We start from the raw sequence: 23,922 nt of genomic DNA, 5'->3' as shown, positions 1-23,922 counted from the left end.
AAAGTATCAGGCAATGTTCAGATATTTGTGCGTCTGCATCGACAGGCGCCAGTTGCGGGCGATACAGGTTTCAATGCACAGACGGGTCGCATCGTCTTTCTGGCTGATAGGCTGTAGCGCGATCACGCGCTGCTTTTCGTCCGTCAGCGTCGCCAGCAGTTCATCCAGCGCTTCGATGTCACGCACGCGCCCCACCGGATGTTTGATCTCATCAGCACGCTCAAGCGCCTGCGACAGTACGTCATACCCGCCGCGCATATTCACTTTCGGTGAAACCGTTACCCACGTTGAATGGGAGCAGCGCACTTCATGGGTACCGCTGGTTTCAATCTGACAGCTATAGCCGTTCTTTTCGAGCAGTTCGGTGAGCGGCATCAGATCATGAATGCAGGGTTCCCCGCCGGTGATCACCACGTGCCGCGCCGTCCAGCCCTGACGACCAATAATGGCAAGCAGATCTTCCGCGCTGCCCGCGCCCCATTTATCGCTCTCTTTGGTTTTCGCCAGAATGCTGAACAGCGACACTTCCCGATCTGCGAGCTTATCCCACGTATGTTTGGTATCACACCAGGCGCAGCCAACCGGGCATCCCTGTAAACGAATAAAGATAGCGGGAACGCCGGTAAAGTAACCCTCGCCTTGAAGGGTCTGGAACATCTCGTTAATCGGGTACTGCATAGTCAACTCTGTTAAGGGGATAAACGATAAGTATCGCAGATCCCCGTCAGATGATCATGCTCCATCGGTGCTTTGCGCGCCAATTGCCGCCATAAACCGTTCCGTAATTTGCTGCGGTCGGGTGATCGCCCCGCCGACGACAACCGTGTGCGCCCCCAGCGCCAGACACCTGGCCGCGCGATCGGGGGTATCCACGTTACCTTCGGCAATCACGGGGATCGTGACGGCAGACAGCACCTCTTTCAAAAACGCGCAGTCATTTTCCGGTAGCGAATGGCCCGCGGTCTCCGCCGTATAACCGTAAAGGGTGGTTCCGACACAATCAAATCCCAGCACCTGCGCGGTCACGGCCTCCTGCATGGTGGCAATATCCGCCATCAGCAGCAGCGAAGGGTAACGGGTGCGGATCTGCGCGATCAGCATGTCCAGCGATACGCCACCGGGCCGTTTCCGGGCGGTCGCATCCAGCGCAACGATCTCCGGGGCGACCGCCATCAGCTCATCCACTTCTTTGAGCGTCGCGGTGATGAACACCTCGCTGTCCGGATAGTCTCGTTTGATGATGCCGATGACCGGCAGTGAGACCAGCCCTTTGATAGCCTCGATATCCACCACGCTATTGGCGCGGATCGCAGCGGCACCGCCCTGGGCCGCCGCCAGCGCCATTCGCGACATAATAAACGGGCTGTGCAGCGGTTCGTTTTCCAGCGCCTGGCAGGAGACGACCAGTTTTCCTTTCAGGTTATCCAGTACAGTTTTCATTACGATAAGATCTCTTCCACTTCGTTTTTGATAATGGTGACGTGCGGGCCATAGATGACCTGGACACCGTTGCCGCGGACGATTACGCCGCGCGCGCCGGTCGCTTTCAGTGCAGATTCATTGACTTTGCTACCGTCTTTCACCGTGACGCGAAGGCGCGTGGCGCAGCAGTCAACGTCATCCAGATTGTCTTTTCCTCCCAGCCCGGCGATCACCGCCGCGGCGCGCTCGCTTTGCGGCAGGGTAGCCTCGTCAGCCAACGCCTCCTTTTCACGGCCCGGCGTGGCAAAATCAAAACGTTTGATCAGATAGCGGAAGGTACAGTAGTAAAGGAAGAACCACGGTACGCCCACCAGCGGGACGAACATCCAGTTAGTTTTCGCTTCCCCCTGCAAAATGCCGAACAGCACGAAATCAATAAACCCGCCGGAGAAAGTTTGTCCGATGGTGATGTGCAGAATGTGCGCGAGCATGAACGCCAGCCCGTCAAACAGCGCATGAATGACGTACAGCACAGGGGCAATAAACAGGAATGAGAACTCGACAGGCTCAGTAATGCCGGTCAGGAAAGAAGTTAACGCCGCAGAAAGCAGCAGCCCGGCGACGCGCTTCTTATTCTCCGGCCTGGCCGTGTGGTACATCGCAAGGCAGGCGCCCAGCAGGCCAAACATCATGGTAATAAAGCGCCCGGACATGAAGCGCGACGTGCCCTCATAGAAATGCTGCGTGTTCGGGTCGGCGAGCTGGGCGAAGAAGATCCGCTGTGTGCCCTCAACCAGGTGACCGTTAACAATTTCACTGCCGCCAAGCGCGGTGGTCCAGAACGGAAGATAGAAGATGTGGTGCAAACCAAACGGGCCAAGCATGCGCAGGATAAAACCGTACAGCAGGGTGCCCAGATAGCCGGTGGCGTCCACCAGACCGCCGAGGCCAAAGATCAGCTTCTGGAAGTGCGGCCAAACAACGGTCATGAGCGCCCCGACGAGTATCGCCGCCAGCGAGCTGATAATCGGAACAAAGCGCGAGCCGCCAAAAAAGCCCAGGAATTGCGGAAGCGCGATTTTATTAAATCGATGATGCAGTGCGCAGGTCACCAGCCCAATAACTACCCCACCAAACACGCCCGTTTCAAGCGTCTGAATACCCAGCGTCATGCCCTGCCCTACGGCGCCCGGGTTCTCATGCGCCAGTTTTCCGGTCAGGATCAGCAGCGCATTGATAGTGGCATTCATCACCAGATAAGCGAGCAACGCCGCCAGCCCTGCCGTGCCTTTATCATTTTTCGCCAGCCCAACGGCGACCCCAACAGCAAACAGTACCGACAGGTTTGCAAACACAATCGAGCCTGCGCTGCTCATGATGGTAAAGATGGCCTGTAGCCAGCCAACGTCTAAAAATGGATACGCGGTAAGCGTATTCGGATTCGATAGCGCCCCGCCGATCCCCAGCAACAGACCTGCTGCGGGCAGTATGGCGATGGGTAACATAAAGGATTTGCCAAAGCGCTGCGCTTTTTCAAACCATCCGCCGGAAGACGCTCCGCTGAACATTTGCATCATTTTTTTATCCCCCTGGTTGTTGATGAAAATTTTTACCACATATATTTTTAATTGTGAAAATTACCACCAAAAACCAGGACGCCGATCATACTTTTTCGAAATGACTGGCATCTCTCCCCCGCTTTCCGCCACACTAGTTGGCAGAGAAACGCATTAAGGATCTAGCATGTCGGACCATGAAAACCTGCTGCTGAAGCTACGCCAGGAGGCTTCCGGGTACAGCCCAACGCAACAAAAACTGGGGGAGTTTGTCCTCAACGATCCTGCCAGGGTGCTCTACCTGACGATCACCGAGCTGGCGCGTGAAAGCGGCACCAGCGAGGCCAGCGTCACACGCCTTTGCCGCACGCTGGGCTGTAAGGGATATAACGAATTTAAAATGGCGCTTGCGCTGGATATTCAGCAGGGTTTGCCGGAGCGTCAGGCAGGAGATGCAATAGATAACGTGGTGGATGAGTCTGTCCAGGCGCTGCAAGATACCGCAAAACTCCTCGACCGGGCCCAGCTTGAACAGGCGACACTGGCCCTGCATCAGGCGCAGTCAGTGCAAATTTACGGAGTGGCGGCCAGCGCGATTCTGGGGGAATATTTGCATTACAAGCTCCTGCGGCTGGGCAAACCCGCGCAGCTGTTTAGCGATATGCATCGCGCCGCCATGAATGCGACGACGCTCTCGAAAGAGACGCTGGTGGTGGCCATCTCAAGTTCCGGCTCTACACGGGATCTGCTTCACGTGGTGAAACTCGCCCGCAAGAGGGGCGTTAAGGTACTGGCGCTCAGCAATACGCCTCGCAGCCCGCTGGCCTCCCTGAGCGATTTACAGCTGGTTGCAGCCAAACCCGAGGGACCGCTGAGCGCGGGTGCGCTCAATGCCAAGGTTGGCGTGATGCTGCTGGTTGAACTGCTAACCACTTCCCTTATTGCAGTAGACAGCCATTACGGTGACGTTAGCCAGCAAACGGCAAGCGCCACGTTGCCGCTTCTGCTATAGAAAACAAAAAACCCGCCGAAGCGGGTTTTTTCATAAGAACGAAGGTTCAGGCTTATGCCTGGCCTTTGATCTCTTTACGACCGTTGTAAGGTGCTTTTTCGCCCAGCGCTTCTTCGATACGAATCAGCTGGTTGTATTTAGCAACACGGTCAGAACGGCTCATAGAACCGGTTTTGATCTGGCCAGCAGCGGTACCCACAGCCAGGTCAGCGATGGTAGCATCTTCAGTTTCGCCAGAACGGTGAGAGATAACCGCGGTGTAGCCAGCGTCTTTCGCCATTTTGATCGCAGCCAGCGTTTCGGTCAGAGAACCGATCTGGTTGAATTTGATCAGGATGGAGTTAACGATACCTTTCTCGATGCCTTCTTTCAGGATCTTGGTGTTGGTTACGAACAGATCGTCACCAACCAGCTGGATTTTGTCGCCCAGTACTTTGGTCTGGTATGCGAAACCATCCCAGTCAGACTCGTCCAGACCGTCTTCGATAGACACGATTGGGTACTGTTTGGTCAGGTCTTCCAGGAAGTGGGTGAACTCTTCAGAGGTGAACGCTTTGTTGCCTTCGCCAGCCAGAACGTATTTACCGTCTTTGTAGAATTCAGATGCTGCGCAGTCCATCGCCAGGGTGATGTCTTTGCCCAGCTCGTAGCCTGCTGCTTTAACCGCTTCAGCGATAACAGCCAGTGCTTCTGCGTTAGAACCCAGGTTTGGCGCGTAGCCGCCTTCGTCACCAACAGCCGTGTTCATACCTTTAGCTTTCAGAACTTTAGCCAGGTTGTGGAACACTTCAGAACCCATACGTACCGCTTCTTTCAGGGTTTTCGCGCCAACTGGCTGAATCATGAATTCCTGAATATCAACGTTGTTGTCTGCGTGCTCACCACCGTTGATGATGTTCATCATTGGTACAGGCATAGAGTATTTACCTGGGGTGCCGTTCAGTTCAGCAATGTGCTCGAACAGTGGCATGCCCTTAGCTGCTGCTGCCGCTTTGGCGTTCGCCAGGGAAACCGCCAGGATTGCGTTCGCACCGAAGTTAGATTTGTTTTCAGTACCGTCCAGATCGATCATGATCTTGTCGATGCCAGCCTGATCTTTAGCATCTTTGCCAACGATAGCCTGAGCAATAGGACCGTTAACAGCGCCAACCGCTTTCAGTACGCCTTTGCCCATGAAACGGGATTTGTCGCCATCACGCAGTTCCAGCGCTTCGCGGGAACCTGTAGAAGCACCTGATGGAGCCGCTGCCATACCGACGAAACCACCTTCCAGATGAACTTCAGCTTCAACGGTCGGGTTACCACGGGAGTCGATGATTTCACGACCGATGACTTTAACGATTTTGGACATTAGATTTTCCTCAGTACAAGTTAAACTAAAACTCCAGACAAACAACGCGTACCAAAGGTACGCGTTGCCGTTCTAACTTTTTTTACTTCGCCTGACGCTTCTGGTACTCGCTGGCGGCTTTCACGAAGCCTGCAAACAGCGGATGCCCGTCACGCGGCGTTGAAGTAAATTCCGGGTGGAATTGGCAGGCCACGAACCACGGATGGTTAGGCACTTCGATGATCTCGACTAACTGATCATCCCCGGAACGGCCCGCAACACGCAGACCCGCAGCTTCAATTTGTTTCAACAACATGTTGTTGACTTCATAGCGGTGACGATGGCGCTCGGTGATGACCGGCTCGCCGTACAGCTTGCGTACCACGCTATCGTCGGACAGCTGGCAGGCCTGTGCGCCAAGACGCATGGTGCCACCCAGATCGCTCTTCTCGGTACGGACTTCGACGTTACCGTCTTCGTCGCGCCATTCCGTAATCAGCGCCACAACAGGGTACTTACAGTCTGGCACAAATTCCGTAGAGTTCGCGTTTTCCATTCCCGCTACGTTGCGCGCAAATTCAATCAGCGCAACCTGCATACCCAGGCAGATACCGAGGTATGGAATATTGTTTTCACGCGCATAGCGTGCAGTGGCGATCTTGCCTTCAACACCACGGTAGCCGAAGCCGCCAGGGATGAGAATCGCATCCAGATCTTTGAGAATTTCGACGCCGCGCGTCTCCACATCCTGCGAATCAATCAGCTTGATGTTCACAGAGACGCGATTCTTCAGACCACCGTGTTTCAGCGCTTCGATAACTGACTTATAGGCATCTGGCAGTTCGATGTACTTGCCGACCATACCGATAGTCACTTCGCCGCCCGGATTGGCTTCTTCGTAAATCACCTGCTCCCATTCAGACAGGTTAGCTTCCGGACAGTTCAAGCTGAATCGTTTACAAATATAATCGTCCAGACCCTGTGATTTCAACAGGCCCGGGATTTTATAAATGGAATCGACATCTTTCATTGAAATAACGGCTTTTTCAGGCACGTTACAGAACAATGCAATTTTCGCACGTTCGTTCGCCGGAATCGCGCGATCGGAACGGCAAACCAGGATGTCAGGCTGAATACCGATGGAGAGCAGCTCTTTAACAGAGTGCTGAGTCGGTTTGGTTTTCACTTCACCTGCTGCCGCCATGTAAGGCACCAGCGTCAGGTGCATGAACAGCGCGTGCTCACGACCAATATCTACCGCCAGCTGACGAATCGCTTCGAGGAATGGCAGGGATTCGATATCCCCCACGGTACCGCCGATTTCAACCAGCACAACGTCATGCCCTTCGCCACCGGCAAGGACACGCTCTTTAATGGCGTTAGTGATGTGTGGGATGACCTGCACGGTCGCGCCCAGGTAGTCACCACGGCGCTCTTTACGCAGAACGTCAGAGTAGATACGGCCAGTCGTAAAGTTGTTACGACGGGTCATTTTGGTACGGATGAAACGCTCGTAGTGGCCAAGATCCAGATCGGTTTCAGCGCCGTCTTCAGTAACGAACACTTCCCCGTGTTGGGTTGGGCTCATGGTGCCAGGATCGACGTTGATGTACGGATCCAGTTTCATCATGGTCACATTGAGGCCACGGGCTTCAAGAATGGCTGCGAGGGAGGCTGCGGCAATGCCTTTACCCAGAGAGGATACGACCCCGCCGGTCACAAAAATATAGTTCGTTGTCATGCTGAACCTGAGAAGTTAGGGTGAAACGATGGAATAACCAGGACGGGAAAGTAGTATACCCGAACACGACGAGCGCCACAAACTTTCATTCTCCGTCTCCATTCCAGGCCATGACAAACATAAGGAGTGAGAAAATAGCCCCTTTTGGGTAAATGTTTTTGACGCAAATCAAGCGCTTGTCATTTAAAAAATCACACAAATTGCGCTTGATCGCAAAATCTCGTTAGAGATCATGTTCCTGGCGTTTTACTTCCTGCCAGACTTCTTCCATCGCGTCGAGGTCAATCCCGCTCATTTCCAGGCCGCGCGAGGCCACAATCCGCTCAACTTCGCGAAAGCGTCGTTCGAATTTAATGTTCGCTTTTTGCAGGGCGGTTTCCGCTTTTACACCGAGGTGGCGTGAAAGGTTGACGGTTGCAAACAGCAGATCGCCCATCTCCTCTTCCAGCTTTGCTTCATCCACAACGGCCTGCTGCGCTTCATGCATCACTTCGTCGATCTCTTCGTGTACTTTTTCCAGCACCGGGCCGAGAGAGGTCCAGTCAAACCCTACCGCCGAGCAGCGCTTTTGAATTTTGTGCGCGCGCATCAGCGCGGGAAGGTTCAGGGGAATGTCGTCCAGCGCCGAGTGCTGGGATTTTTCAGCGCGTTCAGCGCTTTTTATCTGCTCCCAGCGCGCCAGCACTTCCGCACTGTTGCCTGCGGAGGCATCACCAAAGATATGCGGATGACGACGCTCCAGCTTGTCGCTGATAGCGGCGCAGATATCGTCAAAGTTAAAGCGCCCCTCTTCCTGCGCCATCTGCGCGTAGAACACCACCTGGAACAGCAGGTCGCCCAGCTCACCGCGCAGATCGTCGAAATCCTCTCGCGAAATGGCGTCCAGCACTTCGTAGGTCTCTTCCAGCGTGTAAGGCGCAATGGTGGTGAAAGTCTGCTCTTTATCCCACGGGCAGCCGTTTTCCGGGTCGCGCAGGCGTTTCATGATGCCGAGCAGGCGGTCGATTTGAGTCATAACAGATTCCATTAAATGCCTGAGCCGGGTGGCGGCGTTGCCTTACCCGGCCTACAGAAGAGGATGTTTAGCCGCCGTGCAGACGACGCGCGTCAATCACATCCGGCACCTGGTTCAGTTTGCCGAGTACGCGGCCCAGCACCTGAAGGTTATAGATTTCGATAGTCATATCGATGGTGGCAAGCTGCTCGCGGGTATCGCTACGGCTGGCAACGCCCAGCACGTTGACCTTCTCGTTGGCGAGAATGGTGGTGATGTCGCGCAGCAGGCCGCTGCGGTCGTTGGCAGTGACGCGCACCACCAGCGAGTAACCCGCCGAGTAGCTCTCCCCCCAGACGGCTTCCACGATACGTTCCGGCGCATGCGATTGCAGCTCTGCAAGCTGGTCGCAGTCGGAGCGGTGAATCGAGATCCCGCGCCCCTGGGTGATAAAGCCGACAATATCATCTCCCGGGATCGGCTGGCAGCAGCGGGCAATGTGGTGCATCAGGTTACCCACCCCTTCAACCACCACGCGGCCATTGTCCTTGCTGCGCTGCTGCGGAGCGTAGGTTTTCTGCTGGAGCTGTTTCAGCGCCGCCGCATCCTGCTCCGCTGCGCTTGGCTTGTTGAACTGCGCTTGCAGGAAGTTCACCATCTGGTTCAGGCGGATATCGCCGCCGCCAATCGCCGCTAACAGTTCGTCGAGCTCGTTGAAGTTGTAGCGCGGCAGCAGGAACTTCTCCGCTTCTTTCAGGCTAATACCAATATGTTCCAGCTCGTCGTCCAGGATCTGGCGACCGGCAAGGATGTTCTTGTCACGATCCTGCTTACGGAACCAGGCGTGAATTTTTGAGCGCCCACGGCTGGTGGTAACGTAACCGAGGTTCGGGTTCAGCCAGTCGCGGCTTGGGTTTGGCTGCTTCTGGGTGATGATTTCAATCTGATCGCCCATCTGGAGCTGGTAGGTAAACGGTACGATACGTCCGCCGATCTTCGCCCCGATGCAACGGTGCCCCACATCGCTGTGGATGTGGTAGGCGAAATCGAGCGGCGTGGAGCCTGCCGGCAAATCCACCACGTCCCCTTTCGGGGTAAAGACGTAGACGCGATCGTCGAAGACCTGACTGCGCACTTCGTCGAGCATTTCGCCGGAGTCGGCCATCTCTTCCTGCCACGCAATCAGCTTACGCAGCCAGGCGATACGGTCCTCGTGACCGGAGCGACCGCCGCCGGAGGTACCCTCTTTGTATTTCCAGTGCGCCGCCACGCCCAGCTCGGCGTCTTCGTGCATCTGTTTGGTACGGATCTGAATTTCCACCGTTTTGCCGCCAGGGCCGAGCACCACGGTATGAATAGACTGATAGCCGTTTGGTTTGGGGTTCGCGACGTAGTCATCGAACTCATCCGGCAGATGGCGGAAGTGAGTATGCACTATCCCCAGCGCGGCATAGCAGTCCTGAAGACGCTCCGCCACGATACGCACCGCGCGCACGTCAAACAGCTCGTCAAAGGCGAGGTGTTTCTTCTGCATTTTGCGCCAGATGCTGTAGATGTGCTTTGGACGCCCGTAGACCTCGGCGCGCACATTCTCCTCTTTCATCGACTGGCGCAGCCCGCTGACAAATTCCTCGATATAGTGCTCGCGGTCAATGCGGCGTTCGTGCAGCAATTTTGCAATGCGTTTGTATTCCGCCGGATGCAGGTAGCGGAAGCAGTAATCTTCCAGCTCCCACTTCAGTTGCCCGATACCCAGACGGTTCGCCAGCGGCGCATAGATATTCGTACACTCTTTGGCGGCCAGGACGCGCTCGTCTTCCGGCGCATCCTTTACTTCACGCAGATGGGCAACCCGTTCGGCCAGCTTGATCACCACGCAGCGGAAATCATCTACCATCGCCAGCAGCATACGACGAACGTTATCCACCTGCTCGGAAGAGACAGAGTCAGTTTGCGCGGCTTTAAGCTGACGAATGGCTGCCATATCACGCACGCCGTGGATGAGCGCCACGACGGACTGGCCGACGCTTTCACGCAGGACGTCTTCCGTCACCACGTCGGCGTCCGCCAGGGGGAACAGCAGTGCGGCCTGTAGCGTTTCGATGTCCATGTTCAGCATGGAGAGAATTTCAACCATCTCCACGCCGCGCCACAACAGCAGTTCAGCGTCCGGATGCCCCTGCGTTGTGCGTAAACAATAGGCCCAGGTTTCGGTTAAGCGTTCACACGACTGCTGGCTGGAAATCCCCAGACTTGCGATCCATTTTTGAGGGTCAAACTCACCAGCTTTATTTAAATGTGCACTTCTTACCGCAACCATCGTCCTCTCCTTTAGGGACAAGGGCCTGTCGAAGTCGACAAGCCAAACTCATTAGATGTGCTCGAACAACACCATCGATTCCAGATGACCAGTGTGCGGGAACATGTCCAGCATTGCCAGACGCCGAATCTGGTAACCCCCGCTCAATAATGCTTCGCTGTCACGGGCAAGCGTCGCCGGGTTACAGGAAACATAGACCACGCGTTCAGGCGCGAGTTTAATTATATGCTGCATCACGCCCGGCGCACCTGCGCGCGCCGGATCGAGCAGGATCTTATCAAAGCCCTGCTTAGCCCACGGTTGCTGAGTGACATCATCCTCAAGATTTTGATGAAAGAATGTCACATTTTGCAAACCGTTCTGTTGGGCGTTCTCCTGGCCTTTCGCCACCAGCGCCTCAACGCCTTCCACTCCGACCACGCTTGCTGCTCTGCGGGCCAGCGGCAGGGTAAAGTTCCCCATGCCGCAGAACAGATCGAGCACCCGGTCAGTAGGCTGTACGTCGAGCCATTCCAGCGCGTTCGCCACCATCTGTTGGTTCACGCCGTCGTTGACCTGGATAAAATCCCGCGGGCTGAACGTTAAGCGTAGCCCGTCTGACGCATACCAGGGCGCTTCTCCGCTGACCTGCTCAAGTATCTCGCTTTGCGGCGCGAGGAAAAGCGCAAGCTCATGAGAATGCGAAAAGCGTTCCAGTTTTTCGCGATCCGCCTTTGACAGCGGCGCGGTGTGGCGCAGCACCATCAGCGGGCCACTGTTGGCCAGCACCAGTTCGACATGGCCGAGCGAACGCACGCCATCCAGCGATGCAAGACAGTGGTGCACGTCCGGGAGCAACGCCTCAAGATGGGGCACCAAAACAGGGCACTGCGTGACAGAGACGATATCGCTGGAGCCGGCTTTGCGAAACCCCATCTCAAGCCGCTCGGTTTTGGGCTGGTAGCTGAGGCTCAGGCGAGCGCGGCGACGGTAGCCCCAGGGCCGATCGGCAATGATGTCATTCACGTCGTGCCCGACCAGGCGGGCCAGCGCGCTGCTTTTACTTTTTTGCTGTAATTCCGTGCTGGCATGCTGTTGCTGGCAGCCACCGCAGACGCCAAAATGGGGGCAGCGAGGCGTCACGCGCTCCGGGCTATCATTAAGACGGCGCTTGACCTGACCGCGCGCATACTGGCGTTTGTCTTCCGTCAGCGTAATATCTGCACGTTCTCCTGGCAGCAAACCTGTGATAAACAGTGTTTTACCCTTGTGACGCGCCACCCCCTGTCCAAAAGGATCGAGGTCAGAGGCTTCAACAGTTATGATCTGACGCGTCGTCACGCGTCGTTTTGCAGAGTAGAATTGCGCCATCGCCGAGATTGTTCTCAAATAAACATAATTAGCCTGATTGTCCCATAACGGAACTCCATGACCAACTACAGCCTGCGCGCGCGCATGATGATTTTGATCCTCGCTCCTACCGTTCTCATCGGTTTGCTGCTGAGCATTTTCTTTGTGGTGCATCGCTATAACGATTTGCAGAGACAGCTTGAAGATGCCGGGGCCAGCATTATCGAACCGCTGGCCGTCTCCAGCGAGTACGGTATGAACCTGCAAAACCGTGAATCCATTGGTCAGTTAATCAGCGTGCTGCACCGCCGTCATTCAGAGATTGTGCGCGCCATTTCCGTTTACGATGAGCATAACCGTCTGTTCGTCACCTCGAATTTCCATCTGGATCCCACGTCGCTGAAAATCCCGGATGGTACCCCCTTCCCGCGTCATCTTACGGTGTTGCGGCGCGGCGATATCATGATCCTGCGCACGCCGATTATCTCCGAAAGCTATTCACCCGATGAATCCGCCCAGTCCGATGCGAAGTCCAGCAATAATATGCTGGGATATGTGGCGCTGGAGCTGGATCTTAAGTCGGTACGGCTCCAGCAGTACAAAGAAATATTCATCTCCGGCGTGATGATGCTGTTCAGTATTGGCATCGCGCTGATCTTCGGCTGGCGACTGATGCGCGACGTCACGGGGCCTATCCGCAACATGGTGAATACCGTTGACCGGATCCGCCGGGGTCAGCTCGACAGCCGCGTGGAAGGCTTTATGCTCGGCGAGCTGGATATGCTGAAAAACGGCATCAACTCAATGGCGATGTCGCTGGCGGCTTATCACGAAGAGATGCAGCACAACGTTGACCAGGCCACCTCTGACCTGCGCGAAACGCTGGAGCAGATGGAGATCCAGAACGTGGAGCTGGATCTGGCGAAAAAACGTGCTCAGGAGGCGGCGCGTATTAAGTCTGAATTCCTGGCGAACATGTCGCACGAGCTGCGCACGCCGCTGAACGGGGTGATTGGCTTTACCCGTCTGACGCTCAAAAGCGAGCTTAACCCAACCCAGCGTGACCATCTGCATACCATTGAACGCTCAGCCAACAACCTGCTGACCATTATTAACGACGTACTGGACTTCTCGAAGCTGGAAGCGGGCAAGCTGATTCTGGAGAGTATCCCCTTCCCGCTGCGCAGCACGCTGGATGACGTGGTCACGCTTCTTGCCCACTCATCGCATGATAAGGGGCTGGAACTGACGCTCAATATTAAAAATGATGTGCCGGATAACGTCATTGGCGACCCGCTGCGCCTGCAACAGGTCATTACCAATCTGGTGGGCAACGCGATTAAGTTCACCGAGAGCGGCAACATCGACATTCTGGTCGAAAAAAGGGCGCTCAGTAATAACAAAGTCCAGATTGAAGTGCAGATCCGGGATACCGGCATCGGTATTCCGGAGCGCGATCAGACGCGTCTGTTCCAGGCTTTCCGCCAGGCCGATGCGAGCATTTCCCGTCGTCACGGCGGAACGGGCCTGGGGCTGGTGATCACCCAAAAGCTGGTGAAAGAGATGGGAGGCGATATCTCCTTCCACAGCCAGCCTAACCGGGGCTCAACCTTCTGGTTCCATATCAACCTTGATCTTAACCCGAACGTGCAGACCGACGGCCCGGTCACTGGGTGCCTGAAGGGGATGCGTCTGGCCTATGTGGAACCGAACGCCGCGGCAGCGCAGTGTACGCTTGATGTATTAAGCAGCACGCCGCTGGAGGTCATCTACAGCCCGACCTTCTCCGCGCTGGCGAACGATCATTACGATATCCTGTTGTTGGGGATTCCGGTGACGTTTACCGGAGAACTGACCATGCAGCAGGAACGCCTGGCGAAGGCGGCCTCAATGACGGACTACCTGCTGCTGGCGCTGCCGTGCCACGCCCAAATCAACGCCGAAGAGCTGAAAAACGACGGAGCGGCGGCGTGTCTGCTGAAACCCCTCACCGCCACACGGCTGTTACCTGCGTTGACCGAATATTGCCGTCTGACGCATCAGTCCCTGCCGCTGGAAAACGACGAACATAAGCTGCCGATGACGGTGATGGCCGTGGACGATAACCCGGCGAACCTGAAGCTGATTGGCGTGCTGCTTGAGGATCAGGTTCAGCATGTTGAGCTGTGTACCAGCGGCGCCGAAGCCGTGGAACAAGCCAAACAGATGCAGTTCGACCTGATCCTGATGGATATTCAGATGCCGGGCATGGATGGCATCCGCGCCTGCGAGTTGATTCGCCAGCTTCCGCACCAGCAGCAGACGCCGGTGATTGCCGTGACGGCGCACGCGATGGCGGGGCAAAAGGAGAAACTGCTGGGTGCGGGCATGAACGATTATCTGGCGAAACCGATCGACGAAGAGAAGCTGCACAGCCTGCTGCTGCGCTACAAGCCGGGGCACATTGGCGGGACATACACCATTACAGCTGAATCGCCGGAGATCAGCGTTAACCAGAATGCCACGTTTGACTGGCAACTGGCGCTGCGCCAGGCGGCAGGCAAACCCGATCTGGCCCGCGATATGCTGCAAATGCTGGTGGACTTCCTGCCTGAGATCCGTAACAAGGTTGAAGAACAGCTGGTGGGTGAAAACCCTGAAGGGCTGCTGGAGGCTATCCATAAACTGCACGGCAGCTGCGGCTACAGCGGCGTACCGCGGTTGAAAAATCTCTGCCAGCTGCTTGAACAGCAGCTTCGCGCGGGTACGCCAGAATCCGATCTCGAACCGGAGTTCCTGGAGCTGCTGGACGAGATGGACAACGTGACGCGGGAAGCAATGAAGGTGTTGGGGAGCTAAGACCAAAGCGCGGTGGCGCTTCGCTTACCGGGCCTACAGGAGCACGAACGTTAACGCGACATCCCCTGCCCCATCTTTATCACCGCCGCAATATTCCTTGCGGCCATCTGTACATTCTGTTGCGCATTTTCCAGCGCATCCTCCAGCGAGCAGATGGTGTAAATCACGCTGAATACGGCATCCAGTCCGTGCTCATGCACCACGCCAACATCCGCCGTCAGGCTGCCGGCAATGCCAATAACCGGCTTGTTATAGCGTTTCGCGACTCTCGCCACGCCAACGGGCACTTTTCCGTGGATCGTCTGGCTGTCGATACGCCCTTCGCCCGTGATCACCAGATCGGCGTCCGCGACCTGTTCATCGAGATGCAGGGCATCGGTGACAATCTCAATCCCCTGACGGAGCTGTGCGCCGCAAAATGCATACAGCGCCGCCCCCATTCCGCCGGCCGCACCACCGCCCGCCAGGTTTAAGACGTCAATATCCATATCCCGGGCGATAATTTTTGCGTAATGCGCAAGCGCGTTGTCCAGCGTCCTGACCATCTCCGGCGTCGCCCCTTTCTGCGGACCAAATACCGCAGAAGCACCTGTCTCGCCGATCAGGGGGTTGGTCACATCGCAGGCCACTTCAATTCGACAGGCTGCCAGCCGCTTGTCCAGCCCGCTAAGATCGATATGCGCAAGGCTTGCCAGTTCGCCGCCGCCCGGCCCAACGGGCTGCGCTTTCGCATCCAGCAGTTTTACGCCCAGCGCCTGCACCATGCCTGCGCCACCGTCATTGGTCGCGCTGCCTCCAATGCCAATAATGATATGCTTAACGCCCGCATCCAGCGCATGACGGATCAGTTCCCCGGTTCCCCAGGAGGTGGTGATTAACGGGTTACGCTTTGCAGGAGCAACAAGCTCCAGACCGCTCGCTGCCGCCATCTCGATAAAGGCGCTTTTCCCGTCTCCGGATAACCCGAAAAACCCTTCCACGCGTTCACCCAAAGGCCCGGTAACAGGAACATGGACAAGACGCCCATGCGTGGCTGCCACCATCGCTTCCACCGTCCCTTCGCCACCATCGGCAACCGGTAATTTGACATAGTCCGCTGACGGGAAAATTTCGCGAAAACCGACCTCTATCGCTGTCGCCACCTCCAGCGCGCTCAAGCTTTCCTTATACGAGTCCGGAGCGATAACAATTTTCATAAGCCATCCTTACGCATGTTAGTTACGTTAAGCATACACCACGTAAGGGACCACTCATGGGAGCGATCCCAATGAGCTTATCGTACCATGCACGGACGTTTATTGTCGAATCTCCACTCTGGGATCAGGTATTGCATCGCCAGCGCGTCATCACGCGCGCCCAGGCCGTGTTTCTGGTAAAGCTCATACGCTTTCATGACCTGGTCCATATCCAGCTCAACGCCCAGCCCCGGCGTAGCAGGAACTTGCACCATGCCGCCTTTGATTTCAAACGGCTGTTTGGTCAGGCGCTGGTTGCCCTCCTGCCAGATCCAGTGGGTGTCGATGGCGGTAATGTTGCCCGGCGCAGCGGCCGCCACGTGGGTGAACATCGCCAGCGAGATGTCGAAGTGGTTGTTGGAGTGGGAGCCCCAGGTCAGGCCGAACTCATGGCACATCTGCGCCACGCGAACCGAGCCCTGCATCGTCCAGAAGTGCGGGTCTGCCAGCGGAATGTCCACCGATTGCAGCGAGAGCGTGTGCCCCATCTGACGCCAGTCGGTCGCGATCATGTTGGTGGCGGTTGGCAGCCCGGTGGCGCGACGGAACTCCGCCATCACTTCACGTCCGGAGAACCCCTGCTCTGCACCGCACGGATCTTCCGCATAGGCCAGCACGCCTTTAAGCTGCTTACCGATTTTTATCGCCTCATCAAGCGACCAGGCACCGTTCGGATCCAGCGTGACGCGCGCCTGCGGGAAGCGCTTCGCCAGCGCGGCGATCGCCTCAGCTTCTTCTTCACCCGCCAGTACGCCGCCTTTCAGCTTGAAGTCATTAAAGCCATATTTTTCATACGCGGCTTCCGCCAGGCGCACCACCGCGTCCGGGGTCATCGCTTCATCGTGACGCACACGATACCAGTCGCATTTTTCGTCCGGCTGGCTCTGGTACGGCAGCGGGGTGAGTTTGCGGTTGCCGATAAAGAACAGGTAGCCGAGCATTTCCACTTCGCTGCGCTGTTGGCCGTCGCCCAGCAGGGAGGCGACATTGACGCCCAGATGCTGGCCCAGCAGATCCAGCATCGCGGCTTCAATGCCCGTGACCACATGGATAGTGGTGCGCAGATCAAACGTTTGCAGACCACGGCCACCCGCATCACGATCGGCAAAGGTCGTGCGCACGCGAGTCAGCACATTTTTGTACTCGCCCAGCGTTTTACCCACCACCAGCGGAATGGCGTCCTCCAGCGTTTTACGGATCTTCTCCCCGCCCGGGATTTCACCGACACCGGTATGCCCTGAGTTGTCCTTGATCACCACAATATTACGGGTGAAGAACGGCGCATGGGCGCCGCTCAGGTTCATCAGCATGCTGTCATGTCCCGCGACAGGAATGATCTGCATGGAGGTAACTACAGGGGTAGAAAATGTGCTCATCGTTCGATCCTTTTATCAGTGACGTCCAAATACAGGGCGCTTACGGTCAAATGTCCAGCCGGGGATAAGGTACTGCATCGGGCCTGCGTCGTTGCGCGCGCCGCCCGGCAGTTTTTTATACGCTTCATGCGCCTTGTGGATCTGATCCCAGTCAAGCTCCACGCCCAGCCCCGGCGCATCCGGTACGGCAATTGTGCCGTTTTTGATTTCAAGTGGATTTTTGGTCAGGCGCGCTTCGCCTTCCTGCCAGATCCAGTGCGTATCGATGGCGGTCGGGTTGCCCGGCGCCGCCGCGCCAACGTGGGTAAACATCGCCAGCGAAATGTCGAAATGATTATTGGAGTGGCAGCCCCAGGTGAGGCCCCAGTCATCGCACAGCTGCGCCACGCGCACCGCGCCGGAAAGGGTCCAGAAGTGCGGGTCCGCCAGCGGTATGTCCACCGCATTCAGCATCACCGCATGGCCCATTTCGCGCCAGTTGGTGGCGATCATGTTGGTCGCAACCGGCAGCCCGGTAGCGCGGCGGAATTCGGCCATCACCTCGCGGCCAGAAAAGCCCTGCTCGGCACCGCACGGATCTTCCGCGTAGGTCAGCACGTCGCCCAGCCCTTTGCACAGCGCGATAGCTTCATCCAGCAGCCAGGCGCCGTTCGGATCGACGGTGATGCGTGCCTCCGGGAAGCGTTTTTTCAACGCGCGCACGCTGTCAATCTCCTGCTCGCCCGGCAGAACGCCGCCTTTCAGCTTGAAGTCTTTAAAGCCGTAGCGATCCTGCGCCGCCTCTGCCAGGCGTACCACCGCCTCGCCAGAGAGCGCCTCCTGATGACGCAGGTGATACCACTCGTGGCTACCCGGCGAGCGTTCCAGATACGGCAGATCGGTTTTAGTCCGGTCGCCAACGTAGAACAGATAGCCCAGCACCGTTACCGCATCACGCTGTTTGCCTGGCCCCAGCAGTTCGCAGACCGGCACGTTCAGCGCCTTGCCCAGTAAATCGAGGAGAGCCGCCTCCAGCGCCGCCACCGCGTTAACGCGCAGTTCAAACGTCCAGGCACCTTTGCCGAAGGTATCAAAATCCGCCGACTGGTTGCCCTTATGCACCCGCTGAACCACCTTGTTGAGACGGGCGACCTCCTGCCCAACCACCTGCGGGATGGCGTCGACCAGCGTCTGGTAAATCACCTCTCCGCCAGGCGCTTCCCCGACGCCGGTGTTGCCTGCGCTGTCGGTCAGCACCACAATGTTGCGGGTGAACCAGGCGTTATGCGCGCCACCAATGTTGAGCAGCATGCTGTCCTGCCCCGCCACCGGGATGACCTTCATCTCCGTCACGATCGGGCTTGATTGCGTTGTCATCATCCGCGCTCCCCAACAGGTTTCAGTTCGATTCGTTTGATGTCACCCACCAGCACCAGGTAACTGAGTACCGCCACCAGCGCATGGACGCCTACATAAATCAGCGCACCATTGAAGGAGCCGGTGGTGCCGACGATGTAACCGATAGCGATTGGGGTGACAATGCCGGAAATGTTGCCAAACATGTTGAACAGACCGCCGCTCAGGCCGCTGATCTCTTTCGGCGCGGTATCTGCCATCACCGCCCAGCCCAGTGCGCCAATGCCTTTACCGAAGAAGGCCATCGCCATAAAGCCGATAATCATCCACTCCGCGCTGACGTAGTTACAGAACACCATGGTCATGGAGAGCAGCATGCCGAGCACGATTGGCGTTTTACGCGCAATATTCAGCGAACCGGTACGACGCATCAACCAGTCGGAGATGACCCCGCCAAGCACCCCACCCACGAAGCCGCAGATGGCCGGCACGGAGGCGACAAACCCCGCCTTCAGAATCGACATGCCGCGCGCCTGCACCAGGTAAACCGGGAACCAGGTGATGAAGAAGTAGGTTAAGGCGTTAATGCAATACTGGCCGAGATAGATACCGATCATCATTCGTGAGCCGACGAGTTGTTTGATCTGCCCCCATTTCTGGCTGAACGGGACCTTAGCTTTCTGGGTTTTCTGATCCATGTTGATCAGCGCCCCGCCTTCAGCAATGTAGTCCAGCTCTTTCTTGTTCACGCCCGGATGCTGGTTTGGTTCGTGGATCACTTTCAGCCAGATGAAGCTGATGACGATCCCCAGCCCGCCCATGAAGAAGAAGACGTGTGACCAGCCCACCTCATGCGTCAGCCAGCCCATGATTGGCGCGAAAATAACCGTCGCAAAGTATTGCGCCGAGTTAAAGATCGCTACCGCCGTTCCCCTCTCCTGCGCCGGGAACCAGGCGGCCACAATACGGCTGTTGCCAGGGAACGATGGCGCTTCCGCTAAGCCCACCAGGAAGCGGAGGGTAAAGAGCGCAATGATAATGCCGAAGCCGCTAAAGATATCCACGAAGCCCTGTAACAGGGTAAACATCGACCAGATGAAAATGGACCAGAAATAGACCCGTTTTGAGCCAAAGCGGTCCAGCAGCCAGCCGCCAGGGATTTGGCCGATTACGTAGGCCCATGAAAATGCGGAGAAAACATACCCCATACCCACCGGATCAAGTCCGATGTCCTTTGCCATCTCAGAGCCGGCAATGGATAACGTGGCACGGTCGCCGTAGTTGAAAGAGGTGACGATAAACAGCATCACCACTATCCAGTAGCGGGCGTTGGTGCGCTTCTCAGCGCTGCTCGCCGCGTGGCTTAATGTACTCATTGTTGCACTCCTGAAACATAGCTTTCGCCTGGTTCATTCTGTACAGCACCTGTAGGGTAATCAGAATGAGAGATTTGTGTTTGGTTTTGGTACGGCCAGAAGCCGTTTTATAGTGACGGGAAAAGTATATGAAGGAGTGACCGGTTCTCTCACCGTGCAGGAACACAACATTGACGGGCGTGGGGAACGTGGTTTGGGGCATAAGCCCAAAGTGGTGGAAGATACTTCACGGAATTGAGGATAGGATGCGGCTTCGTTGCCGGGTGGCGGCTTCGCCTTACCCGGCCTGGCGTTCGTTTAGTACAGGGTTAGTTCAGGAGCGTGGCCCAGTGTTCAACCCAGGGATTTGACTCGCTTTCTGGCTCAGGGTGTTCACCTGCATCAATCAGCAACATCTCTCCGACGCGCTGAGCGCTCTGTTCCTGCAACAGCGCGTCGAACTGCTTACCGCCGCCGCAGAAATTGGCGTAAGAGCTATCGCCGAGGGCAATGATGCCATAGTGAACATCTGGCTGATAACCAAGCTGGTCTTTAATGCCCTGGAAAAGCGGGACGATGCTGTCCGGTAGATCGCCCTGCCCGGTGGTGGAGGTCACCACCAGGATGTATTTATCTTTATACTTTTCCCAGTCCGCCAGCTCCGGATCTTCATAGACCGTTGCTTTATGGCCCTGGTTTACGAGGATTGCTTCCGCTTCCTCCGCCACCAGCAGCGAGTTGCCGTACATTGTGCCGACAAAAATGCCTACTTCAGCCATGCTTTGCTCCCGTAATTATTGCGCTTGCTGTTCATCCTGAACGTTGCCTGCGGCAAACTCAACCCTTTCATTTTCGGGGAGTTGTCCCAGCCAGCCAAACTGTGACAGCGCCTGCATCCAGACCTTGTCCAGCCCCGCGCGAATAGTCAGCGGTTCGCCGGTAAACGGGTGCGTCAGGCGTAGCTCGCTGGCGTGCAGCATCAGCCGGTTACAGCCAAAGTGCTCGGCCGCGCTGCGGTTCTGGCGCAGATCGCCGTGCTTGCTGTCGCCGATAATGGGGTGGCGCAGATGTGCAAGGTGACGGCGAAGCTGGTGCTTGCGCCCGGTTTTGGGCAAAAGCTCCACCAGACTGTATCGCGTGGTCGGAAATTTGCTGGTCGCCACCGGCAGTTCTGTGGTCGCCATACCACGATAGTCGGTCACCGCTGGCTGCGGGCCTTTATCGTCGCGGGCAAATTTATCGGCGATTTTATCCAGTTCCTCCACCAGGGGATAATCAAGCGTGGCGGAATCCATCAGCCAGCCACGCACGATGGCGTGGTAGCGTTTCTGGATCTGGTGCTGTTCAAACTGCTGCGCCAGCAGGCGCCCGGCCTCACTGGAAAGCCCCATCAGCAGAACACCAGAGGTTGGCCGATCGAGACGATGGGCAGTAAAAACGTGCTGACCGATTTGATCGCGCACGGTTTGCATGATCACCACTTTCTCATCGCGATCGAGCCAGCTACGGTGCACCAGCCAGCCGGACGGTTTATTCACCGCCACTAACCACTCATCCTGATAAAGGATCTCAAGCGTCATGCATCGTCACCGGCGAAAAGCGCATCCAGCTTCTCCAGCTCCACCAGCATCATAGTACGCGCCGGGTGGGTCGCTTCCAGCGCCATTTCGTAATAGGGAGAGACGGCAAAAGACGCGGGCAACGCGTGGCCACCTTCCAGCAGCGCATGCATACGCGGAATTAAGACCCACTGGAGCCACTCGAACGGGTCCAGCGTATCCAGACAAAACGGTTGGGTGCTGGCGAACGCGTCTGGCTGCGGCGCGTTATCCTGCCACAGCTGATGCTGGCGCATAAGGGCTTCGATGGCGTGCAACTGGGCACGAACGCTGTCATGATGCGACATATATACCTCAACTGAAAAACGGAATGGCGCGAAGCATAGCATTGCGGAAGACAGAAATAAAAAAGGGAGCACTGTAAAAACAGTGCTCCCGGTTCGTTTCGCAGCATTCCAGCTACAATACGTGCTCCCTGCTCATCCGTGACAACTTTTCCTGATGCCCGAAGGCCTGGTCATCCCTTTACCTTTTGCTTCCTGCTCACATCGTCCTGATGTGTAGGTTTCATCCTGAAACGTCCTGGCCATCCTGACCCACCGACCATCCTGACCGGCTCTCGTTCTCCTTCCTGGAGGTGTCCCTTACGCATCCTGCGTGATCCACTTTGCTTCATCCTGAAGCCTTCCTGCGGCGTCATCCTGACGTGTCCCTGGTAAGAAACGCCATCATCCTGATGTTCGTTTCTCGTGTCGGCATCCTGTCGACACAGATAGAATCCGCTATTCTGCTTCGTCTTACAACCCACCTTGTGAGCAATGTAAGCCAGGCGAAACGGGGGATTTCCTTTCAGAAAACCACTAACTTATTGAAAGAGAAGTTAATATTAATCTGAAATTCCTAAGACAATGCTAATTGTTTCGGCGATGTCTCACAGCGCGTGTAAGAGATCTCTCACACGCCCACTAGCATCATGGATTACAGAAGCGGCTCAATTCGGGTAAGGAAATCCGCAAGTGAAGGCGCGAGAACGTCGCGATTGCGGGTGCCGAGCGTCTCTTTGATGACCTCGCCAGACAGGTTGCAGACAGAAATGACGTCCAGTTCACTGTCGAGCGTCGCAATAAAGAGAGTCGGAGAGAGCTTAAGCCGTTTTTGCGTGACCAGGTGACCAATGAGGTTTTCCTGAACGCGTTGCAGATCGTCTTCGCTCCAGGTTTGCAGCAGCGTCAGCGGCTGTCCTGCAAAACATGCAGTCATATCCCCGGCAAACTGCGTGGTATAAAATGCATGAAGCGCAGGTTGTATCACAAGGTCCATCGCGCGTTCAACAGCATTTACATTCTGCTCGCCCATGAACGGTTTCGGTTGCCAGATAACGTAATCATCCTGCGAAGCGATAATGCACGGTGACGGCACGCCATATAAGTCAGTACTTTGCGGCCACGTCCCCCGCTTTTCATGCCAGGCATCGCAATTGCGGGTCGTGAAGGACGTCAGGGCATTTGCAGTTTCGATATCCACCGATTTCTCTCTTCTTGTAAGACAGGATAAACTCAGCCCATAAGTGTACCTGTAAAGTGGCTATGAAACATGTCTTACGAAAATCATCAGGCGTTAACGGGCTTAACGCTGGGAAAATCGACCGATTACCGCGACACCTACGATGCAAGCCTGTTGCAGGGCGTGCCGCGCAGTCTGAACCGCGATCCGCTCGGGCTGCACGCTGACGCGCTGCCGTTTGTCGGCGGCGACATCTGGACGCTGTACGAACTCTCCTGGCTGAATGCGCGCGGTCTGCCGCAGGTGGCCGTGGGCCACGTTGAGCTGGATTACGCCAGCGTAAACCTGGTCGAATCCAAGAGCTTTAAGCTCTATCTCAACAGCTTTAACCAGACCAAATTTAACAGCTGGGACGAGGTGCAACAGACGCTTGAACGTGATTTAAGCGCGTGCGCGCAGGGGAACGTAACCGTCTCGTTATACCTTCTGCATGAGCTGGAAGGTCAGCCCATCGCCCATTTCCACGGCACCTGCATCGACGATCAGGACATTGAGGTGGAAAGCTATGAATTTAGCAGCGACTACCTGGAAAACGCGGCGGGCGGAAAAGTGGTCAACGAGACGCTGGTTAGCCATCTGCTGAAATCCAACTGCCTTATCACCCATCAGCCGGACTGGGGCTCGGTACAGATCCAGTACCGCGGCCCGCAGATTGACCGTGAAAAGCTGCTGCGTTACCTGGTGTCATTCCGTCATCACAACGAATTCCACGAGCAGTGCGTGGAGCGCATCTTCAACGACATCCAGCGTTTCTGCCAGCCCGAAAAGCTGAGCGTTTACGCCCGCTACACCCGTCGCGGCGGTCTGGATATCAACCCGTGGCGCACCAATACCGATTTTGTGCCTGCCACCGGACGACTTGTGCGCCAGTAAGATAAATATTTTCACAATATGCGGGCGGTATTCCGCCCGAAGTGTTGTGAAACGTCATAAGCCAGGGCTATTGTAATCAACAGG

19 protein-coding genes are annotated in these 23,922 nt (G+C 56.3%); 3 read left to right on the top strand and 16 right to left on the bottom strand.

From position 1 onward, the window contains the following. Positions 1-6 precede the first annotated feature (6 nt). The 3 genes from queE to ACOTXD_RS02370 are packed head-to-tail and all read right to left on the bottom strand — an operon-like array spanning position 7 to position 2,999. A complete protein-coding gene (gene queE / locus ACOTXD_RS02380) occupies positions 7-678 on the bottom strand; it encodes a 7-carboxy-7-deazaguanine synthase QueE (protein WP_006811780.1) in 672 nt (223 codons plus the stop codon). A 54-nt stretch (positions 679-732) separates the two neighbouring features. After that, the gene (locus tag ACOTXD_RS02375) at positions 733-1,440 is read right to left on the bottom strand and encodes an N-acetylmannosamine-6-phosphate 2-epimerase (RefSeq protein WP_061856847.1); all 708 of its coding nucleotides are present in this window, start codon (positions 1,438-1,440) and stop codon (positions 733-735) included. Next, the gene (locus tag ACOTXD_RS02370; RefSeq protein WP_061856291.1) at positions 1,440-2,999 is read right to left on the bottom strand and encodes a maltose/glucose-specific PTS transporter subunit IIC; all 1,560 of its coding nucleotides are present in this window, start codon (positions 2,997-2,999) and stop codon (positions 1,440-1,442) included. The genes ACOTXD_RS02375 and ACOTXD_RS02370 overlap by 1 nt, the downstream gene beginning before the upstream one ends. Before the next feature lie 166 nt (positions 3,000-3,165). Between ACOTXD_RS02370 and ACOTXD_RS02365 the strand changes: the two genes are divergently transcribed. Beyond that, the gene (locus tag ACOTXD_RS02365) at positions 3,166-3,990 is read left to right on the top strand and encodes a MurR/RpiR family transcriptional regulator (protein ID WP_015571725.1); all 825 of its coding nucleotides are present in this window, start codon (positions 3,166-3,168) and stop codon (positions 3,988-3,990) included. 52 nt (positions 3,991-4,042) lie between these two features. Here ACOTXD_RS02365 and eno read toward each other — a convergent pair whose 3' ends face one another. The 5 genes from eno to rlmD form a co-directional block, all read right to left on the bottom strand. After that, the gene (gene eno / locus ACOTXD_RS02360; protein WP_006811784.1) at positions 4,043-5,341 is read right to left on the bottom strand and encodes a phosphopyruvate hydratase; all 1,299 of its coding nucleotides are present in this window, start codon (positions 5,339-5,341) and stop codon (positions 4,043-4,045) included. A gap of 82 nt (positions 5,342-5,423) precedes the next feature. Then, positions 5,424-7,061, bottom strand: a complete 1,638-nt coding sequence (pyrG, locus tag ACOTXD_RS02355) for a glutamine hydrolyzing CTP synthase (RefSeq protein WP_003862718.1) — start codon at positions 7,059-7,061, stop codon at positions 5,424-5,426. A gap of 223 nt (positions 7,062-7,284) precedes the next feature. Further along, positions 7,285-8,076, bottom strand: a complete 792-nt coding sequence (mazG, locus tag ACOTXD_RS02350; protein WP_032660172.1) for a nucleoside triphosphate pyrophosphohydrolase — start codon at positions 8,074-8,076, stop codon at positions 7,285-7,287. A 67-nt stretch (positions 8,077-8,143) separates the two neighbouring features. After that, positions 8,144-10,375, bottom strand: coding sequence for a GTP diphosphokinase (gene relA / locus ACOTXD_RS02345; protein WP_003862722.1), 2,232 nt, complete (start codon positions 10,373-10,375; stop codon positions 8,144-8,146). A 51-nt stretch (positions 10,376-10,426) separates the two neighbouring features. Beyond that, a complete protein-coding gene (gene rlmD, locus ACOTXD_RS02340; protein WP_045343904.1) occupies positions 10,427-11,725 on the bottom strand; it encodes a 23S rRNA (uracil(1939)-C(5))-methyltransferase RlmD in 1,299 nt (432 codons plus the stop codon). A 57-nt stretch (positions 11,726-11,782) separates the two neighbouring features. Here rlmD and barA point away from each other — a divergent pair, with 57 nt between their 5' ends. Continuing rightward, on the top strand, positions 11,783-14,542 hold the full coding sequence (gene barA, locus ACOTXD_RS02335) for a two-component sensor histidine kinase BarA (protein ID WP_061856264.1): 2,760 nt from the start codon (positions 11,783-11,785) through the stop codon (positions 14,540-14,542). A 50-nt stretch (positions 14,543-14,592) separates the two neighbouring features. On the opposite strand, the gene ACOTXD_RS02330 is transcribed toward barA, so the two are convergent. From ACOTXD_RS02330 to syd, 8 genes are all read right to left on the bottom strand, one after another. Next, entirely contained in the window at positions 14,593-15,738 is a 1,146-nt protein-coding gene (locus tag ACOTXD_RS02330; protein ID WP_023314755.1) for a glycerate kinase, read from the bottom strand. Between the two features lie 77 nt (positions 15,739-15,815). Next, the gene (gudD, locus tag ACOTXD_RS02325) at positions 15,816-17,153 is read right to left on the bottom strand and encodes a glucarate dehydratase (protein WP_421766365.1); all 1,338 of its coding nucleotides are present in this window, start codon (positions 17,151-17,153) and stop codon (positions 15,816-15,818) included. A gap of 15 nt (positions 17,154-17,168) precedes the next feature. Then, complete coding sequence (locus tag ACOTXD_RS02320) at positions 17,169-18,509, bottom strand: enolase C-terminal domain-like protein (RefSeq protein ID WP_003862733.1); 1,341 nt, start codon at positions 18,507-18,509, stop codon at positions 17,169-17,171. Continuing rightward, a complete protein-coding gene (gene gudP, locus ACOTXD_RS02315; RefSeq protein WP_003862734.1) occupies positions 18,509-19,864 on the bottom strand; it encodes a galactarate/glucarate/glycerate transporter GudP in 1,356 nt (451 codons plus the stop codon). Before gudP ends, ACOTXD_RS02320 begins: the two co-directional genes overlap by 1 nt. Before the next feature lie 308 nt (positions 19,865-20,172). Further along, entirely contained in the window at positions 20,173-20,622 is a 450-nt protein-coding gene (locus ACOTXD_RS02310; protein WP_023295346.1) for a flavodoxin, read from the bottom strand. A gap of 15 nt (positions 20,623-20,637) precedes the next feature. Then, complete coding sequence (truC, locus tag ACOTXD_RS02305; RefSeq protein ID WP_023323685.1) at positions 20,638-21,423, bottom strand: tRNA pseudouridine(65) synthase TruC; 786 nt, start codon at positions 21,421-21,423, stop codon at positions 20,638-20,640. Further along, positions 21,420-21,749: a YqcC family protein gene (locus ACOTXD_RS02300; RefSeq protein WP_023323686.1), complete on the bottom strand. Its 330-nt coding sequence runs from the start codon at positions 21,747-21,749 to the stop codon at positions 21,420-21,422. The genes truC and ACOTXD_RS02300 overlap by 4 nt, the downstream gene beginning before the upstream one ends. 631 nt (positions 21,750-22,380) lie before the next feature. Further along, positions 22,381-22,926, bottom strand: a complete 546-nt coding sequence (gene syd / locus ACOTXD_RS02295) for a SecY-interacting protein (RefSeq protein ID WP_061856265.1) — start codon at positions 22,924-22,926, stop codon at positions 22,381-22,383. A gap of 69 nt (positions 22,927-22,995) precedes the next feature. On the opposite strand from syd, the gene queF reads away from it, so the two are divergent. Then, complete coding sequence (queF, locus tag ACOTXD_RS02290) at positions 22,996-23,838, top strand: NADPH-dependent 7-cyano-7-deazaguanine reductase QueF (protein WP_421766364.1); 843 nt, start codon at positions 22,996-22,998, stop codon at positions 23,836-23,838. Positions 23,839-23,922: the final 84 nt, after the last annotated feature.

It is taken from the genome of Enterobacter cloacae complex sp. CDL013 (genome assembly GCF_049238805.1).
Taxonomy (GTDB): domain Bacteria; phylum Pseudomonadota; class Gammaproteobacteria; order Enterobacterales; family Enterobacteriaceae; genus Enterobacter; species Enterobacter hormaechei_C.
The sequence above is the reverse complement of the archived record's forward strand: the minus strand, read 5'-3'. Positions and strand labels throughout refer to the sequence as shown.